Source organism: Allosalinactinospora lopnorensis, assembly GCF_000981225.1.
Taxonomy (GTDB): Bacteria; Actinomycetota; Actinomycetes; order Streptosporangiales; family Streptosporangiaceae; genus Allosalinactinospora; species Allosalinactinospora lopnorensis.
The window spans coordinates 17,425-35,222 of the sequence record NZ_LAJC01000043.1; the positions used below are offsets into that span (position 1 = coordinate 17,425).

The 17,798-nt window shown below is 70.4% G+C and carries 13 protein-coding genes and 1 pseudogene; 9 read left to right on the top strand and 5 right to left on the bottom strand.

Annotation, left to right across the window (positions count from 1 at the left end; translation table 11 throughout):
- Positions 1 to 349 precede the first annotated feature (349 nt).
- Entirely contained in the window at positions 350 to 1,543 is a 1,194-nt protein-coding gene (locus VS93_RS16180) for a coiled-coil domain-containing protein (protein WP_046470756.1), read from the top strand.
- A gap of 124 nt (positions 1,544 to 1,667) precedes the next feature.
- Positions 1,668 to 3,782, top strand: coding sequence for an FUSC family protein (locus VS93_RS16185; protein WP_394298828.1), 2,115 nt, complete (start codon positions 1,668 to 1,670; stop codon positions 3,780 to 3,782).
- 40 nt (positions 3,783 to 3,822) lie between these two features.
- Here VS93_RS16185 and VS93_RS16190 read toward each other — a convergent pair whose 3' ends face one another.
- Together VS93_RS16190 and VS93_RS16195 are read right to left on the bottom strand one after the other, a co-directional pair.
- Positions 3,823 to 4,491, bottom strand: a complete 669-nt coding sequence (locus VS93_RS16190) for a cyclase family protein (protein ID WP_082126930.1) — start codon at positions 4,489 to 4,491, stop codon at positions 3,823 to 3,825.
- Between the two features lie 303 nt (positions 4,492 to 4,794).
- Positions 4,795 to 5,034 (bottom strand): helix-turn-helix domain-containing protein, encoded by a 240-nt coding sequence (locus VS93_RS16195; RefSeq protein ID WP_082126931.1) that lies wholly within the window; start codon positions 5,032 to 5,034, stop codon positions 4,795 to 4,797.
- 261 nt (positions 5,035 to 5,295) lie between these two features.
- Between VS93_RS16195 and VS93_RS16200 the strand changes: the two genes are divergently transcribed.
- The 4 genes from VS93_RS16200 to VS93_RS29260 all read left to right on the top strand — a co-directional run bounded on the left by VS93_RS16200 (position 5,296) and on the right by VS93_RS29260 (position 11,729).
- Positions 5,296 to 5,982 carry a lysophospholipid acyltransferase family protein gene (locus VS93_RS16200; RefSeq protein ID WP_046470758.1) on the top strand — a complete coding sequence of 229 codons (687 nt, stop codon included), beginning with the start codon at positions 5,296 to 5,298 and terminating at the stop codon, positions 5,980 to 5,982.
- Between the two features lie 317 nt (positions 5,983 to 6,299).
- Positions 6,300 to 6,656, top strand: coding sequence for an IS200/IS605 family transposase (tnpA, locus tag VS93_RS16205; RefSeq protein WP_046470759.1), 357 nt, complete (start codon positions 6,300 to 6,302; stop codon positions 6,654 to 6,656).
- Positions 6,657 to 7,141: 485 nt separating this feature from the next.
- Complete coding sequence (locus VS93_RS16210) at positions 7,142 to 8,494, top strand: FAD-dependent oxidoreductase (RefSeq protein WP_046470760.1); 1,353 nt, start codon at positions 7,142 to 7,144, stop codon at positions 8,492 to 8,494.
- A 1,624-nt stretch (positions 8,495 to 10,118) separates the two neighbouring features.
- The gene (locus tag VS93_RS29260) at positions 10,119 to 11,729 is read left to right on the top strand and encodes a penicillin-binding transpeptidase domain-containing protein (protein WP_156184875.1); all 1,611 of its coding nucleotides are present in this window, start codon (positions 10,119 to 10,121) and stop codon (positions 11,727 to 11,729) included.
- A 15-nt stretch (positions 11,730 to 11,744) separates the two neighbouring features.
- Here the strand turns inward: VS93_RS29260 and VS93_RS16220 are convergent, their stop codons facing one another.
- The 3 genes from VS93_RS16220 to VS93_RS16230 form a co-directional block, all read right to left on the bottom strand.
- Complete coding sequence (locus tag VS93_RS16220; RefSeq protein ID WP_046470761.1) at positions 11,745 to 11,957, bottom strand: PLDc N-terminal domain-containing protein; 213 nt, start codon at positions 11,955 to 11,957, stop codon at positions 11,745 to 11,747.
- Positions 11,958 to 12,042: 85 nt separating this feature from the next.
- Positions 12,043 to 12,342 (bottom strand): DUF3040 domain-containing protein, encoded by a 300-nt coding sequence (locus VS93_RS16225; RefSeq protein ID WP_046470762.1) that lies wholly within the window; start codon positions 12,340 to 12,342, stop codon positions 12,043 to 12,045.
- Positions 12,343 to 12,481: 139 nt separating this feature from the next.
- Positions 12,482 to 14,062 carry a glycoside hydrolase family 10 protein gene (locus VS93_RS16230; protein WP_046470763.1) on the bottom strand — a complete coding sequence of 527 codons (1,581 nt, stop codon included), beginning with the start codon at positions 14,060 to 14,062 and terminating at the stop codon, positions 12,482 to 12,484.
- A 148-nt stretch (positions 14,063 to 14,210) separates the two neighbouring features.
- Between VS93_RS16230 and VS93_RS16235 the strand changes: the two genes are divergently transcribed.
- The 3 genes and pseudogenes from VS93_RS16235 (at position 14,211) to VS93_RS31800 (ending at position 17,787) form a co-directional block, all read left to right on the top strand.
- The gene (locus tag VS93_RS16235; RefSeq protein ID WP_046470764.1) at positions 14,211 to 15,470 is read left to right on the top strand and encodes an isochorismate synthase; all 1,260 of its coding nucleotides are present in this window, start codon (positions 14,211 to 14,213) and stop codon (positions 15,468 to 15,470) included.
- A gap of 226 nt (positions 15,471 to 15,696) precedes the next feature.
- Positions 15,697 to 16,218, top strand: a complete 522-nt coding sequence (locus tag VS93_RS16240) for a hypothetical protein (RefSeq protein WP_046470765.1) — start codon at positions 15,697 to 15,699, stop codon at positions 16,216 to 16,218.
- A gap of 22 nt (positions 16,219 to 16,240) precedes the next feature.
- Positions 16,241 to 17,787 (top strand): annotated as a pseudogene (locus tag VS93_RS31800) (serine hydrolase domain-containing protein).
- Positions 17,788 to 17,798 lie beyond the last annotated feature (11 nt).

A 17,798-nucleotide genomic window follows, 5' to 3' on the forward strand; every position in this document is an offset into this window, starting at 1 on the left:
CCGCCGGGGCCCGGGTGCTCATCCGGATCCCGGCGGGATCCGCGCGTTCCGGGCGCCGTGTCCGTCACCGCTCCGCCGGGCGCGGCCGATGGGGCCGCTGCGGCGCTCGATCCCGCGGTCCGGGGAGTGCGCGGGCTCCGGTGCGCGCGCCTGCGCGCGGAGCCGATCGCGGTGGCGGTCATGCCGCGAATCTACGCATCCCTCTTGTGCCTCGTTCGTGCGGGTCCGCACCGCGGCGCGGCTCCGTGTCCGAGGCGGCGGTCCGGCCCGCCGAGGAACGGCTCTTCCCGGCCGAACCGCTAGTCTCGTCCTGGTGGCCCCCGCACCGGCGGCGCAGAGAGTGAGGAACGTGAGCGCGCAAGGTAGCACCGACGCGAACACCTGCAACTTTCCCGGGTGCGAGCGTCCTGTCCCGCGTGGTTCCTCTCCCGGTCGGCCGCCGGAGTACTGCGACCTGCCCGAGCACACCCGCTGGCGCGCTTGGCGGGAGCGTCAGCGGCTGCAGCAGGAGGCCGCGGAGCGGCAGCGTTCCGCTGAGGAGGAGGGGGTCTCCCGGGGCTCCGCCTCCTCACCGGATGGCCCTCCGGTCGGTTCGGCCGATCCCGCTCCCGTCAGCAGTGCCCGGCTGCGCGCTGATGATCTGCTGACCCGTTTCGCGGTCCAGGCGGAGCAGCTCACCGCGACGCTGAACGCCGCCACGGAGGCTTTCGGCACCATGAGCGACCCGGCCAGCGCTGAGGCTCAGGTCGAGGCGGCCCGGTTGGATGCCGCCCGGCGGGTCGCGGAGGCGGACGGCGCCCGGCTGGAGGCGGAGAACCGCCGCCGCGAGGCCGAACAGGAGCGCGGAAGGGCGCGGGAGGCCGCGGCCTCGGCGGTCGCTGCGGCCGGGGCTGCCGAGCGCATGACCGATGAGGCCGTCTCCCGGCGTGAAGCCGGGCTGGCCGAGCGCGATCGCGCGCTGGTGCGCGCAAAGCGGGCCGCTGAGGAGCGCGACGCGGCTGTCGCTGAGGGAAACGCGGGCCTGGCCGATGCCGAGCGCCGTGTCCGGGCCGCCGAGCAGCGGGTCGCTGAGGAGCTGGAAGCGGAGCGGGAGCGCGCCCGGCGGGAGCTCTCCGAGGTCCGCCGGCAGGCGGCGGCCGAACAGGAGCGTCTCCAGGGGCTGCTGACGGAGCAGAGCCGTGGTCGCGAGGAGGCGGAACGCCGGGCCGAGCGCGCCGAGTCCGCCGCGGAACGCGCGCGTGACCGGGCCACTGACCTGGCTGCCGAACGCGATCGGCTTTCGGCCGAGTTGGAACGCACCCGTTCCGGGGCGGAGCAGGAACGCTCTCGTCTCAGGGCCGAACTCGACGATCAGCGTGCCGCGGCGGAGCGTGTCCTCGCCGAGGCGAGGGAGTCCGCGGCCGAGCGGCTCGCGGCCGTTGAGGATGCCCGCGCGCAGACCGTCCGTCGCGCCGAGCGCGCTGAACAGCAGTTCGACGACGCCGCGTCCGAACTCAAACGGCTGCGCGGCGCTTCGGAGAGCGCCGCGCAGCACCGGCCGTGACCGCCTAAGGTTCCGAGGCGCTCGGCGTTCCGGCTCCGACAACGCCAGGACCGCCGAAGCCGCTGCAAGAACGCCCGTGTAGCCGGCGTCATCGGAGATCGCGACCCCTCCTACCATTGGGGATGTGCGAGACCAGGAGGCGGCGAGCAGCGGTGAGTCCGGCGATTCCACGCACGAGGGGCCCGAGTGGCGGCCGCCGGAGAGGGGCCGGCCGCGGGTCGCCGACCGGCCGCGGTACCGGGTGGACCTCGCCGCGATCTTCGGTCTCGGTTCCGGCGGGTGGGGCTGGGCCACCGGTTTCCAGGCCGCGGTCGCCATGGCGGTCTCCTTCGCCCTGGGAACGTTCCTGTTCGGTCCGCAGCTCGGGACACTCGCCGCGCTGGGCTCCATGACGGTCCTGTATGAGAAGAACACTCCTTACGGGTACCGGGCCATCGCTCTGTCCCTCGTCGGTCTGGGGTTCGTCGGCAGCGTGACGCTGGGGTCGCTGTCCGCGCTCAATCCGTGGGCGGCCGCGGTGACCATCGGAGTGGTGGCCGGCGTCGCCACCTGGCTCTGCCAGGCACTGCGCGTCGACCGTCCCGGCCCGCTCTTCTTCGTGCTGGTCGGCGCGATCTCCACGATCGCTCCGGGCGGGCTCGCGGAGGTTCCGCTGCACGCCGGTATCGCCGCGCTCGGCGCGGCCATGGGCTGGCTGGTGTCGATGTCGGGGGCGCTGCCGCGTGGCCGGCGCCCGGAGAACCAGGCGGTCGCGCAGGCGTTCGTGCAGCTGGCGGCCCTGCTGCGGGCGATCGGCACGCCCCGGCTCGACCATGTCCAGCACGAGGCGTCGGTCGCGGTCGCGCAGGCGTGGCGGATCATGCTCCTGGCCCAGTCGCGCGGATACCGCGACACTCCGGCCGCCGCGCGGCTGCGCGCCCTGCTGCGCTGGGTCTCCGACATCCACCTCGCGGCCACCGACGTCTCCATGGCCCGCATCAAACCTCTCCCCGAGGAGGCCGCCCGCTTCGCCGATGCTCTGGCCGCTACCGTGGCCAGACCCACGCTCTGCCCGGATCCTGACGACCTCGACGAGCTGCGCAAGGGTCTGCGCCCGCGCTCCCTGGAGTCCAGGCTCTACAACCAGCTGTCCCGCGCGGCCCAGGCCGCGCGCCGCCCCGAGCACGAGAGCGACGGGCAAGGCCTGGAACTGTACGACACGCGCTTCCCGTCGCTGACGGACTCGTTCCGCTCCAGCCTGAGCCGGGAGTCGCTGATCCGGCCGACCGCGCTGCGGATGGGGATCACGGTCGCGCTGGCCGGGGTCGCCGGGCTCGCGCTGGGGATCGACCGCTTCTACTGGATCTCGATCACCACGACCGCGGTCCTGCAGGGCGGAAACGTGGTACTGACCGTGAACCGCTCCATGCAGCGCGCGCTCGGGACGCTGCTGGGCGTCGTCATCGGCGCCGGCCTGCTCCTCCTAGCCCCGCCGATGCCCGCGGTCATCGGCCTGGCCGCGCTCTTCCACGGGCTCGCCCAGTTCACGGTCACCCGGAACTTCTTCCACGCCACGTTCTTCCTCACTCCGATGGCGCTGCTGCTGGCCCACACCGCCGCGCCCTATCCCGTGGAGGCGCTCGCCCAGGAGCGCGTCGTCGACACCCTCTTTGGTTCGATAGCCGGGATGGCGGGGGCGGTACTGCTGTGGCGCCGGGCTTCGGCGACCCGATTGCCGCAGACCATCATCGATGTTCTCGACCACGCTCGGACCTCGATCACGGCGGTTCTCGACCCCGATGTCGGGCTCGGCCCGGAACGGCGATACCGCCTCCGACGGGATCTGCGTGCGGCCCTGGTGAGCCTGCGCGGTGTCTATGACAGCGCCATCGGCGACGTACCGCGCGCCACGGCGACCCGGCCGCTGTGGCCGGTGGTGGTCGCGGCCCAGCGAACCGGTTACCTGGCGTTGGCGGCGCTGGCGCTGGAGAATCCGCCCTCGGCCTCGCATATCACGCTGCAGCGCCTGGACCTGGCGTTCCAGGAACTGATGTCAGCGATGCGGGAGAGGCGCACCCCGCGGCTGGGCGCGCTGCCGCGGCTGGTGGACTATCCGCAGATCAACAGGGAGCTGCGCGCGCTCTCGGCGTCGATGCGCACCGCGGTGGCCGAGGACACCCGGGCGGCGGCGTTGCAGGAGGAGCGCCGGGCGCAGCGCGAGAAGCGCCGCGCCCGGGAGGAGGTCGACGCCGACCTCTGAACCGCGCCGGCACGCTGGGGCGGCCGGGCGGCGGCTCCGCTCACTCGACCATGGCGAAAGCGCGGACCGGGAAGGTGGCCAGGCCGCGCATCTTCACCGGGACCGCGAAGAACGTGAATCCCGCCGCGGGCAGTCGGTCGAGGTCGCGCAGGTGCTCGACCACCGGGACACCGGCCGCCAGCAGTGTCGAGTGCGCCGGCCGCGCGCCGCCGCAGTGGGGAGAGGTGTCGTCGATGTTGACCGAGTCGATGCCGACGAGTACCGCACCCGCTCCCACCAGCGTCTTGGCTCCTTCTTCGGTCAGGTAGGGGTGTTCGGGATCGCCGTACCGCTCGGTCCTCCAGTGGCGGTCCCACCCCGTCCGGATGAGAACGGCCCTGTCCTGAACGTCGACGCCCTCGAAGGAGTCCGAGCCGACCGCGCGCTGCCCCGCCTCCGCCGTCACGACCACACCCGGCAGCCCGGCGACCTTCTCCAGTTCGAGATCAGCCAGGTCCGCGCCCTCGCGGTAGCGGTGGGCCGGCGTATCCAGATAGGTGCCGGTGTTCGCCACCATCGAGACGCGCGCGATGCTGAACTCGGTACCAGGGGCATAGTTGCGCTGGGAGTCCTCGAAGGTCAGATAGTCCTCGATGACGGGCCCGGGCAAGCCTGGATAAGTGGTCATCCCATCGGTGACCTGATGGCTGACGTCGACCAGGTGCGTCACTGTTCCGCCCTCTTCTCTGCGCGCCCTGCGCCCACCCTGCTCGGGGCCTGCGCCGGACTGTGGTCAACCTCCGACCTCACAAGAGGTCTAGACCGCACCCTAGCGCGTGAGACCCGTGTCACCCACCCTTTGGCGCAAACGCCTCGACCGGCGCCGGCGGGGAACGGCCGGCGGCACGCCAAGGGCGGGGCCGGCCCCAGGCTCCCGGTCCGGTGCCGCCGGACCGGGGCGCCGGGCATGCTCAGGACCCGATGATCATGTCGCTGACGTTGAACGGCTCGTCGACGATCCCGTACTGCTCCATCAGGGCGGCCGTCGTCTGCAGCCGCTCGCTGTCGCCATCGCCTTCCGCAGCCGGTCGGAGTCCCGCTCCAGCGGCCCCATCTCCACCAGCTCGCTCACCAGGCGGTGCGCGGTGGCGACAGGCAGATCGGCGCGGCGCGCGATCTGGGACACGGTCAACGCGGGACCGTCCTGCTCGAAGGCGTCCAGCACGCGCACGACGCGCGTCAGCACCGGCTCCCCAGCAGGTGACCTGGCCATAGGCGCTCCCTAAAGGCTGAACCCCACGGTAAACCAGCTCGGAACCTGCTCACGGAAGACCCGGCCGCGGCGCCGAGGAGTACCGCCGCTGTCCCCGCGGCCATGCGGCGCCGTCCGTTTTCCTTCGCGTTCCGAACCGGCGTGATCGTCCCGGTCGCCTATCCCAGGTCCGCACGGTTCCGGCGACCTCGATAATGTCAGGTCGGCGCCGCTGCCTGCGGCGCCTGCTCGACCGGCACATCAGAGGAGAGGGGACGCGCAGTGTCGCTGTACGGGGCCGCCAAACTGGCCATCGCACCGGCCACGCGGGCCATGTGGCCGTTGCACGTGGAAGGCACCCACCACATCCCCCCACAGGGGCCGGTGATCCTCGCCTCCAACCACCTGTCCAACATCGACCCGCTCTTTATCGGCGTGGCCGTTCCGCGTCCGGTCGTCTTCATCGCCAAGCGGGAACTGTTCGCGGAAGGCACCCTCGTCCAGCGCACTTTCACCCGCGCACTGCGCGCGATCGGCCAGCTCTCGATCGACCGCCGTCCCGGGCAGAGCTCTCAGGAGGCGATGGAGAACAGCCTCCGGGTGCTGAAGGAGGGCACCGCCTTCGGGATCTTCCCCGAGGGCACCCGCTCCCCCGACGGCCGGCTGTACCGCGGCCAGACCGGGCTGGCGTGGCTGGCTCTGAGCTCTGGCGCTCCGGTGGTGCCCCTCGCGCTGTCCGGAACCGACCGCATCCTGCCGGCCGGCGCCCGGACCCCCGCGTTCCGCCGAATCGGTGTCCGTTTCGGCCCCGCGGTGGACCTCTCCCCGTGGGCGGGGGAAGCCGGCCGCGCTCGCTCGCGCAGGTCCGCCACCGACGCCATTATGGCGGCCATCCAGCGGCTGTCCGGCCAGCAGCAGGTGCCGCGGTTCGCCGCCTCGGTCAAGGCCGAGCTGGAGGGGAACCGTTGACATCCTCCTGGGCCTTTAGGCCCGGGATTCCTACTACCCGCAGGTCCGGGTCTTGGTGGGTTCCTGCTTCGCCTCGCTGGGCCTGAGCATGCTCGGGGCTTACCTGCGCTCCACAGGCTGACACGGCCAGTCCGACGGCTTGACGTCGGTCTTTGCGGGACTTGAACCGGGGTGCGCCCATGCGCGGACGCGTGCCCTTCAACGATTCGAAGAAGTTCCGGTAGGCGGTGTCCAGGTCCCGCAACGACTGTTGAAGAACGACCGCTGAAACCTCCGACAGCCATGCCCGATCGGGAGTCTTCACCCTTCACGCGCACTTGGTGTTCGTCACCAAATACCGCGGGGGCGTCTTCGATGACGCCATGCTCGCCCGATGCGAGGAGGTCATGCGCGACGTGTGCGCCGACTTCGGAACCGAGTTACGCGACTTCAATGGTGAACACGACCACGTTCACCTGTTGGTATACTACCCGCCCAAGGTTGCGCTGTCGGTACTGGTCAACAGCCTTAAAGGGGTATCGTCGCGCCGGTTGCGTTCAGAGTTCACCGGAAGGGTGAACCAAGCGGTGCTACAGGGGCGGTTCTGGTCACCGTCGTATTTCGCGGGCTCGTGTGGTGGCGCTCCGCTGCCCCTCGTCAAGGACTACATCTCGCAGCAAACCAGACCGGACTAGCCTCCGGCCTGGTTAGGGATACGATCCACCCCCGACCTGAAAGCCGGGACACTCCCGTACGATCATCGGTAGGCGCTTGCCCGGTTCCGCCCCGCGGTCGAGAGGACCGGCGGGACAGCGGAGCCGCTCTCCGGTTGTGTCCGGTCTCACCGCGCACGGGCGTCGAGCTCACCGTCGATGTGAGGCACTCCACACGCGCTGCGGGTCGATTGTCGCGAAACCGCGCGTCGGCCGCGCCCTGAGGACGGATCACCCGGGTGACGTGCGTCGGAAGCACCAGGTAAGCATTGGCTACCCCCAGTACGGCCGCGGCGGAACCGATTGTCTATCTTCGTAGTCGGTTTAATGGGACAATCCCGATTATTTAGGTTAGCCTTGCCTGTGCCACCGTGTCCGGTGGTGTGGAATGCGGAAGGACGCGGGCCCGCCGTGGCGCCCCGAGCAGACGCGAAGAATGGAGCCTGTCAATGACGCGACCACTGCGAGTGGGGATCGTGGGGTCGGGCCCCGCGGGTATCTACGCGGCGGACCTGCTGACCAAGAACGAAACCCTGGCCGCCGAGGGGCTCCCTGTCAGCATCGACATCCTGGAGAAGCTTCCGACCCCCTACGGCCTGGTGCGCTACGGCGTGGCACCCGACCACCCGCGCATCAAGCAGATCCAGGGGGCGCTCCACAAGATCCTGGACAAACCCGGGATCCGTTTCCTCGGCAACGTCGAGTACGGCGTCGACCTCAAGCTGGAGGACCTGCGCCGGCACTATGACGCCGTCATCTTCGCCACCGGGTCCGACCGCGACCGCCCCCTGGACATTCCCGGCGCCGACCTCCCCGGCAGCCACGGGGCGGCCGATTTCGTCTTCTGGTACGACAGCCACCCCGACGTCTCCTCCTCCTGGCGGGTCGACGGGTCCAGTGTCGCGGTCATCGGCGCCGGAAACGTGGCCGTCGACGTCGCCCGGATCCTCGCTAAGAACGCCGACGACCTGCTCGATACCGACATCACCGATAACGTGCACGAGGGGCTGCGCGCCAAGAAGATCACCGACGTGCACGTCTTCGCCCGGCGCGGTATCGCCCAAGCCAAGTTCACCCCCATGGAGCTGCGCGAGCTGGACAAGCAGCCGGGGGTGGAAGTGATCGTCCACCCCGAGGACTTCGAGCTCGACGATGACAGCCTCGCCGCCATCGAGGAGTCCAACCAGGTCAAGACGAACGTCAAGGTGCTGCAGAACTGGGCGATCCGCGACCCGCGCGGCGAAGAGCGCCGCCTGCACCTACACTTCCTGCACAGTCCGGTGGCGATCCTCGGCCAGGACCGGGTCAGCGGCCTGCGCACCGAACGTATGGAGCCCGCCGGCGGAGGGCGGGTACGCGGAACTGGCGAGTTCGTCGACCACGAGGTGCAGGCCGTCTACCGGGCGATCGGCTATCTCGGTTCTCCCGCCGCCGGCCTGCCGTTCGACGAGGAGCAGGGCGTCGTCCCCAACGACGGAGGGCGCGTACTCGACCTGGACGAGCAGCCGATCCCCGGGGTCTACGCGACCGGTTGGATCAAACGGGGGCCGGTCGGCCTCATCGGACACACCAAAGGCGATGCGCTGGAAACCGTCGGAAACCTCGTGGCCGACCGCGCGTCGTTCGCCCCGGCGCCCGACCCCGACCCGGTCTCCTTCCTGCGGCTGCTGGAGGAGCGCCACGTGCCCTACACGACGTGGGAGGGATGGCAGCGCCTGGAGGCCCACGAGGAGTCGCTCGGCGAACCGCACGGCCGCAAGCGCATCAAGGTCCGCTCCCGTGACGAGATGGTCCGGATCGCCCGCGGAGAGTCCGGCTGACCGTCGCCGCTACGCCTGATTGTGATCTCCTCCGCACGGTTCCGATACGGGACGCGGGAACATCAGGCGGACGCAATAGGTTAGAGTCTCTGGTGGCCGGTGTGGTAGCAAGTGTCCCCCGGGCCTCACCTATTGCCTTCGCGGAATACCGCGTGCGGTCTCCGCCCAGCCGGATGGCCGCACGGTCACCTGGAACCGCGTTGTGCCACGCGCCGAGAGGCGACCGCCACATCGGCCACTTAGACATCCTCGCCCCGCTGTCCCGGCCCAAGGGACGCGGGGCGATCTCGTATTGGGCGAGCGGAAGGACGAATCGGCGTGGACGAGAGGTGGACTCCAGGGCAGGGGGACGAGCGGCCCTCGCCTCCGCCCGACCCCGAAGGCCCGCATTCAGGTGAGTCGGCCCCGCCAGAGGCGCCGGCGGCCGAGGAGCCGCAGGCCGACACGGATATCCCGGAGAGTTCCACGGCCCCTGAGGAGCCGGGAGAGGTCGACAGCTCCGCGGCACCCGAGGACGGGGGCTCCGGCGCGGCCACGCAGGAGCCGAAGAGCTCGGCGAGCCCGTATCGACTCCCCACATCCGAGGGCACGGACAACACTTCGTGGAGTTGGACCTTCGCCGGCAAGCTGGACGACGGATGGGGGGCGACGGGATCCACCGCAGCACGGTCCTGGCCCGAAGAGGCCGGTTCCCAGGCGCAGCCGCCCACTGATCACGGGCGGCCCACCTCTGACCAGCAGCCCTCGGAGCCGCAGTACTCCGATGCGTCCGCGGAGTCGCCCGACGCCTTCTCCCCTGAGGCGTACGACCCCTACGAACCGCGATTCCACACCGACCCCACCCAGGACACACCGGAAACCCCCGGCGCAGACCCCATCCCCTCCCCACACACCCCCTGGGAAGACCCCACCGGACAACTCCCCTACACCCCAGAACAACCAAGCGACCACCACCAGCCCTGGGAACCCCCCACCACAGCCGACCCGACCGCCCAGCCCTACTACGACACCCACCAGACCAACACACCCCCGCACGAACCCTGGGAACACTTCACCAGCTCCCCCACAACCGCATACGACCCCTACGAACCGCGATTCCACACCGACCCCACCTACGACATACCGGACCGTCCCGCTGCGGACCACTCCGGCGGCTACCAGCCCTACGAGCCCTCGCAGCCCGCTTACGACCACTGGGCTCCCTCAACCGCGGACTCGGCCGACCACACCCCCCGCTCCGCGCAGGCACCACCGCCCGCCCCCTTCGGCGAACCATGGGAGCGGCCCGCCGCATCGCACCCCACCGACCACCGGCACGAACCCCGACAGTTCGATGGGGCCTCCCACTGGTCCCAAGAGCTCCGGCCGAGGCCGCCCCTCCGGGGTACCAGTCCTATGGATCCGAACAGCGCGGTGAACCGTTCTACGAGCCTGAGGCGGCCGCCAAAGCGGAGCCGCCCACCGGGGACCTGCCCATCGCGTATCAGCCTCCGACCCGAACCGGCCCCCCGCCGCAGGAGCGGCGCCCCCTTCCTCGTTCCAGGGCCCGGACGACTCCGCGGATTGGGAGGAGCCGCCGCGCCGCCGATCCCGCAAAGGGCTGATCATCGGTATCCTGAGCACCATGGTGGCCCTCGCCCTGGTTGGCGGCGGCGTCTCCTGGTACGTGCTGAACATGCCCAAGCCCGAGGAGACCGCCCAGGCCTACACCGCCGCCTTGGCCTCCGAGGACTACGGCGCAGCGGCGAACCTGGCCACCGGCGAGGACGTGGAGGAGACCCTCACCCGCTTCGCCGACAACCTCGGCATCACCGGAATCGAGGTGGAGCTGGGTCAGGTCAGTGCCGATGGGGACAGCGCCAGAACCTCCTACGAGGTCACGCTCTCGCTCAAGAACGCCGGCGACTGGAGCTACGAGGGTGAGTTGCCGCTCACCCGGAACGACGGGGAGTGGCTGGTGGAGTTCAGCCCCTCCGTGATGCACCCCGACCTCGGTGAGGGTGAGACCCTCACGCGCGTCAATGCCTGGGGCGAGCGCGGGCGTATCCTCGCCGCCGACGGCTCCAGGCTGGACACCGAGGAAGGGGGCGGCTCGATCGGCATGATCGTCGGCGAGGTGGGCGCCGCCACCGAAGACGATCTGGAGCGGCTCGGGCCCGCCTACAACGTCGGCGACCCGACAGGGGTAAGCGGGCTGCAACGGACCTACGAGGAGCGTCTGGCCGGGGAGGCCGGAACCTCCATCCGGGTCGTGAACGAGGGTGAAGAGGAGGAGGCCGCCGCCCAAGAGGAACCCATCGTCGTCGAGTCCATCGAGGGCACCGACGGTGAGGACGTGCAGACGAGCCTCGACCCGGCGGTCCAGAGTGCCGCGGCGCAGGCCATCAACGGCGAGAGCGACCCGACGGCGCTCGTCGCCGTTCGCCCCTCGACGGGAGAGGTCCTGGCCGCCGCGAACATCCCCGGCGGCTACAACCGGGCGTTCGAAGGCCAGTACGCGCCGGGGTCGTCCTTCAAGATCGTCAGCTACCAGGCCCTTCTCGGCCACGGCCTCACCGCCGACGCCACCATGACCTGTCCGGAGACCGCCGAGGTGGGGGGCTGGGAGTTCAAGAACGCCGGCGATGCCGAGTACGGTCGGCAGAGCGTGACCGAGGCGTTCGCGACCTCCTGCAACACGGCGCTGGTCCAGGAGGTCGCGAACAGGCTCGACTCGCAGGCGCTCACCGCGACGGCGGAGCAGTTCGGCATGAACAGCGACCTCGACATCGGTGTTCCGACGACCGAACCCGCGTTCCCGGCGCCCGACAGCACCACGATGCTGGCGGCGCAGAGCATCGGCCAGGGCCAGATCCTCACCTCGCCGCTGCATATGGCCACCGTGCCCGCTGCGGTCGCCGATGGCTCGTGGCGTTCGCCGACCCTGGTGAACGATCCCCAGATGGAGGATCAGCCGGAGCCCGCGCAGATCGCACACGCCGATCAGCTGCGCCCGATGATGCGCGAGGTCGTGACGGAAGGCACCGCCGACGACGCGGGTTTCAACGGGGAGGTCTACGGCAAGACCGGCTCGGCGGAGTACGGCACCGCGGAGGACGAGGACGACGAGCTCGACAGCCACGCCTGGTTCGTCGGCTACAAGGGCGACGTCGCTTTCGCCGTCGTGGTCGAGGGCGGAGGCAGCGGCGGAAAGGTCGCCGGTCCCATCGCCGCGGCTTTCGCGGACGCGATCTGAGCGGAGGGCCGGAGCTCAGCGGCGTCCCCAGAGGAGGTAGCTGATCGGCCCGACCCAGTTGACGAACGACAACGCCGCCCACACGGGCTTGGGTCCCCTGACACGTTCGGGTGGGCGGCGGGCGAGATCGGCGAGAGCAGCCGCTTGCAGGCTCACTTGGGCGGCTCCCAGAAGCATGATCGCCTTGCGCTTTCCGGGGGCGAGATCGCGCCACCGTTTCCGCGGCATGCCTGCCTCTCCTCCATACCTGCGCGCCGTCGCCGCCCGGGCGGACCGGGTCCCCATGTCCGCGGCGCTGTCTCCGGTCGGACCCTTACGACGCGTCGGCGCCGGGCCCGGGCACGACCACTTCGGAGTTGTTCGCCGGTGCCGGCGGCTGTTCACTGGGTGCCCCCGGTGTGAGGGCGAAGAGCAGCGCCAGCAGACCGATCACCACGACCGCGATCATGGCGCACACGACCCACGGCTTCCAGCCGCCCCCCGGTGTCTCCTCGGCCTCGGAGGGGGCATCGGCGCCGAACGTCTCCATACGGTCGGCTAATCCCGGATCGTCCTCGCAGAGGTGGTGCTCGATCTCGGCAAGGATCCGCCGCTCATACTCCCGCAGAGCCATTGCACCCTCCTCGGCCGGTAGGCGACCCTACGCACTGGGCATGCCGGAAATCTCCCCGTTACACGATTTCTATCCGTCATTCGGACGGAATACATCAGGTTTCCCCTCTGGTATTCCTAACCCCTAGGTAATGATTTTCTTACCCGTGATCTACAGGAGCGGGAGGGCTGGGGGCGCCTTCGCTCCGATGGTCGTCGAGCGCGGTCACGAAGTACTCGGCGGGCTCTTCCGTCGGGGAGGTGTCGGTGAAACGCACGGAGCCGTCCCCGCCCGGGCCGATGACGTCGAGAAGGTGCGTGGCATCGGCGAGATCGCACAACTCCGCGTCTTCTCCCGGCACGCGGTACACGGCGTAGAAGCGGGCATTCTCGACCGCGTCCCACTCCAGCTGCACCGAATCACCGGTGTGCTCGGCGTCCAGCCGGGGAACCGGGTCGGGGACGTCCTCGGACCCGGTGGCCCGCGGAGGCAGGGCCGCGCTGCGGTAGTGGTCCTCGACGAGGCGGTCCACGGCCTCGCCGGCGCGCCCGGTCAGATCCTTCTGGGAGAAGTAGACGTTCCCGCTGACCTCTGGGTGCTCCTTGTTGAAGTCGAGCTGACGGGAGAGCGAGTCGGCGTCGGTCCAGCCGTCGTCTCCGACCCTGTAGGCGGCCTGGCCGATGTAGAGATCGACCTCGCTCCCGCTGACCTCCTCGGACCACCAGCGGACCAGTTCCTCGTAGTCGGCGTTCTCGAACCCGCGCTCCCAGTACAGCTGCGGGAGCACGTAGTCGACGATGCCCTCCTGGATCCAGCTCCGGGTGTCCGCGTACTGGTCGTCATAGGACTGCAGGCCCTTGGTGGCGGAGCCGCTGGCGTCGCTCCCGTCATTCCGCCAGATGCCGAACGGCGAGATCCCGAACCGCACCCACGGCTTGGTCTTGCCGATCCGGGCGTGGACGTCGGCGATCAGGGTGTTGACGTTGCTTCGGCGCCAGGCCGAGCGATCGTCGAAGCCTTCGCCGTACTCCTTCCAGCTGGCGTCGTCGTCGAACTCCTCGTCCCCATCGGGATAGGGGTAGAAGAAGTCGTCGAAGTGCACGCCATCGATGTCGTAACGCTCCACCACGTCGAGGATGACGTCGCCGACCCACCCCTGCACCTCGGGATTGCCCGGGTCGAGGTAGCCTTCGTCGCCGTACTCGATCAACCACCCGGGGTTCTGCTTCGCGGGGTGCTCGTCGACCAGGTTCTCCAGATCCGGATCCTTCAGGCCGACGCGGTAGGGGTTGAACCAGGCGTGCAGTTCCAGGCCGCGCTTGTGCGCCTCCTCGACGGCGAACGCGAGGGGGTCGTAGCCGGGATCGCCGCCCTGCTTACCGGTCAGGTAGCGGGCCCACGGCTCCTTGTCGGATTCGTAGACCGCGTCGGCGGTGGGGCGGACGTGGAAGAACGCGGCGTTGAAGCCGAGGTCGCGCAGGCTGTCGAGCTGGTCACGCAGTTCCTGCTGCTGCTCCTGCGCGCTGAGGCCCGGCTCTGAGGGCCAGTCGATGTTGCGCACGGTGGTGATCCAGGAGCCGCGCATGTCCCGTTTGTCGGACTCGGTGTCGGCCTCGCAGTCGCGTGGGATCCGCCCCGGCGCGTCCGCGTCCGCACCTCCTCCGAACGGAGTACTGACACACCCTGCGAGCAGCGGCAACACGGCAACAGCGGCGGCCGCTCGGCCCACCCACCCGTTCACCCGACTCCCTCACCCATCTACAACTATTTCGTAACGCACCTGGAAAGCTTAGGCGTGATCGTCAAATCGGGGCCCTTTCGCGTTGGTCGCGGCAACGCTGCCCCGGAAGGCACCCAACATCCCAGAGGACCTCCTATGCTGGGATGTCGTGAGCGTCGCCCGTGAAAGTCCGCGCCTGGTGGTTCGTACTGTTCCGCTGCGGGACCACCGTGATCTCCTCGGGCATCTTCCGGGAACCACTCCCCTGGCCTGGCTGCGACGAAGCGACGGACTGGTGGGGTGGGGGGAGGCCGCGCGGCTCACCCTGCCCGCCGAGGACGGCCTGGACGGACAGCGCTTCAGCGCCGCGGCGCAGTGGTTGTCGGAACTGGTCGCTCGTACGGAGGTGGACGACGCGGTCGGCCTGCCCGGCACCGGACCGGTCGCCTTCGGCAGTTTCACCTTCGACCCCCGATCCCCGGGCTCGGCACTCGTCGTCCCGCGCGTTCTGATCGGGCACCGGGCCGGGCACTCCTGGCTCACCACGGTCTGCGACCGGCCGGGCATGCACCCCGGCGATCTCCTCTCCCGCGTCACCCCCACCCGCAAAATCGGCCCGATGAACTGGAGCGACGGCCTCATGCCCGCGCCGCAGTGGGGCGAGGCGGTCGCCGCGGCGGTGCGGCGCATCAGGACAGGGGAGCTCCACAAGGTCGTGCTGGCCCGCGATCTCCACGCCGAGGCCGATAACGCGATCGACGCCCGGACACTGCTCTCCCGGCTGGCGGGCGCCTATCCCGGCTGCTACACGTTCTCCGTCGACGGGATGGTCGGGGCCACACCAGAGCTGCTGCTCCGGCGCGACGGGGAGGAGGTCAGTTCCCTGGTACTGGCCGGGACCCGCCCCCGCGGAACCAGCGCCGAGCAGGACAGGCGGCTCGCCGACGAGTTGGTCGCATCGGCCAAGGAGAGCGAGGAGCACGCCTACGCCGTCGATTCGCTGCGCGCGGCGCTGTCCCCGCTGTCCTCCTCGATCCAGATTCCCGACCGCCCGCGGCTGCTGCGCCTTGCCAACGTGCAGCATCTGGCCTCCCCCGCGCGCGCCACACTCCGGGAGGGCGTCTCCACTTTCGACGCGCTCGCGGCGATGCACCCGACCGCGGCCGTCGGTGGCACCCCGGCCTGGACGGCGATGGAGCTCATCCGCGAACTGGAGGGTATGGACCGGGGCCGCTATTCCGGGCCCGTGGGCTGGATCGACGCGCACGGCAACGGCGAATGGGGGATCGCGCTGCGCTGCGCGCAGATCGACGGGCCCCGCGCCCGGCTGCTCGCGGGCTGCGGCGTCGTCGCCGGCTCCGACCCCGAGTCGGAGATCGCCGAGACCGAGTCCAAGTTCCGGGTCATGCGGACCGCGCTGACGGACTGACGCCTCCGCGGCAGCGGCTCACGGCCGGCGTCGAGGCATCCGCGGGCGAAGACGGCACCGCCGCGGCCTCCGGCCATGCGGCCGCGGTGCCGGCCGCCTCACGCACCCGGTCCCGCACGGGCGGTCCCCCGGACGCGGCTCCGTCCCCTACCTCGGCGGCCCGCCCTGCCCGGCCGGGACGAACGCGCATTTTTATTTAATTACGTAATTACGTATAATCAGTGGCATGGAGCGACCGGACGATGAGCTGCGGCGGCGCCTGGCCGACCTCGAGGAGCGCGTGGCCCGGCTGGAATCCGCACCCGCGCAGGAAGCGGCGCCCACAGCCGGCGACGATCCGGAGTCGGTCTACTGGGCGCTGAACAGGCTGAAGTCACTCGCCGGCGACGGCGGCGGCGCGGTCCTGTTCACCGGTGTCACACCACTGCCCACCGGCGAGAAGTACGAGTGGCAGGAGGCCGGGACCGCCGCGGACCTGCTGGACAGCGACTGGACGGAGGTCAGCGGTGCGCTGGAGGCGCTCGGCCACCCGGTTCGGCTGCTGCTGCTGCAGCGGGTCCTCTCCGGTGTGACCGCGGCCGCGGACCTCAAGGAGGACCCGGCGCTGGGAACCACCGGGCAGCTCTACCACCACCTGCGGCGGCTCGTCGCCGCCGGCTGGCTGCAGACCGCGGGGCGGGGCCACTACCGGGTACCGCCGACGCGCGTTGTCCCACTGTTCATCGTGCTGCTCGCGGCGCGGCACTGACACGCCTAGGAGAGAAGCGGCCATGACCATCCCCCACTCTGAGACCAGCCCGCGCCCGCCCCGAACCGTCTGGCTCGCGGGCTGCGCCGCGGCCGCCGCCGTAGCGCTCCCGGTCTTCCTCCTGGTGCCCCGCGCAGAGCCGCTCCCCGCCCACGAGAGCGGCGACGCCGGCGTGGCGGCGGACGTGCGGGGGCTGCTGCCCGAAGGGTCGGCCGTGGGCGTCTCGGTCGCCCTGATCGACGGAGACGAGGTCAGGCAGACCACGATCGGCACGACCGACGGATCGACTCCGGTGGAGCCGGACACGGCGTTCGAGACGGGGTCGGTGCAGAAGGTGCTCACGGCGGCACTACTCGCCGACATGCTGGAATCCGGCGACGTGGAACTCGACACGTCGCTCGGCGAGATCTGGCCCGAGATCGACTTCGCCGACGACGACGTCGCCGCGATCACCCTGGAGCAGCTCGCCACGCACCGCGCCGGCCTGCCCTCCATCTCCATGGACGCCGGATACCTTTTCTCGCTGTCCCTGCACAACTATTTCGGCGCCGATCCGTACCGGGGGGTCGGCGACCCGGCGCAGGCGGCCGCGGACCTCACCGGCCATGGCCCCGACTCGGACACCGGGTTCGAGTACTCCAACCTCGCTTCGCCCTTCTCGGCCAGTCACTGGCGAAGGTCGCCGGCGACGACTACCCGTCGCTGCTCACCGAGCGTGTCCTGGAGCCGATCGGGATGGACGCCACCACGTTTCTGAGCGGCCCCGAGGTCCCGGAGAACGGAGCTCCTCCCCACCGCAATCCGTTACTGGAGGTCCAGCCGTCCTTCAACCCCGCGAACGCGCCGGCCGGCATTGGCACCTGGACGACGAGCGGGGACCTGGTGAGACTGCTGGAGGCCGCCATGGCGGGAGACCCCCCGGCCATGGAGACGGCCCGGCAGCCGCACGCCGAACGGTCCTCGGACGCGGAACACGGGGAGCGCACCGGTCTGGGATGGGTGCTGTGGAACGTCGACGGCACCGAGATCACCTGGCACAACGGCGCGACGGCCGGCTCGCGCTCGTTCGTCGCCCACACCGACGACGGCCGCGGCGTCGTCGTGCTCGCCAACAGCGCGCGCGTTCCGGCCGAGACGATCGGCCTGCGCCTGCTGGACGCGGACGCGCCCGGGTTCGAGGGCCCCTCGCTGGTGCCGCTCCCAACGACCCTGATGTCGGTGTTCTTCGCCGTGTGCTACCCGCTCTTCCTGCTGCTGCAGGTGGCGCGGCGCCGCGCCACCTGGTGGGCGCCCCGGCTCGACCGGACGGGCGCCGTCTCGCGCCTGATCCTGGGCGGCGCCCTGTGGGTGTGGTCGCTGCGTCTCGGCGACCTGGACCCGATGCCCGCCGTGTGGGCGACGGGAGGGGGCGCGCTCGCACTGGCCGCGGTGCTGGTCGCGTGGCGCTGGCCCCGGCTGCCGGTCACCCGCGGCACGCGGCCGCGGTCGCGCTGGACCGACTTCGGATTCTCGCTGGCGATCGCCGCAGCGGTGCTGTGCGGCGTGTTCTGGGTCCTGCTACGGCTCTGAAACGGCGCCGG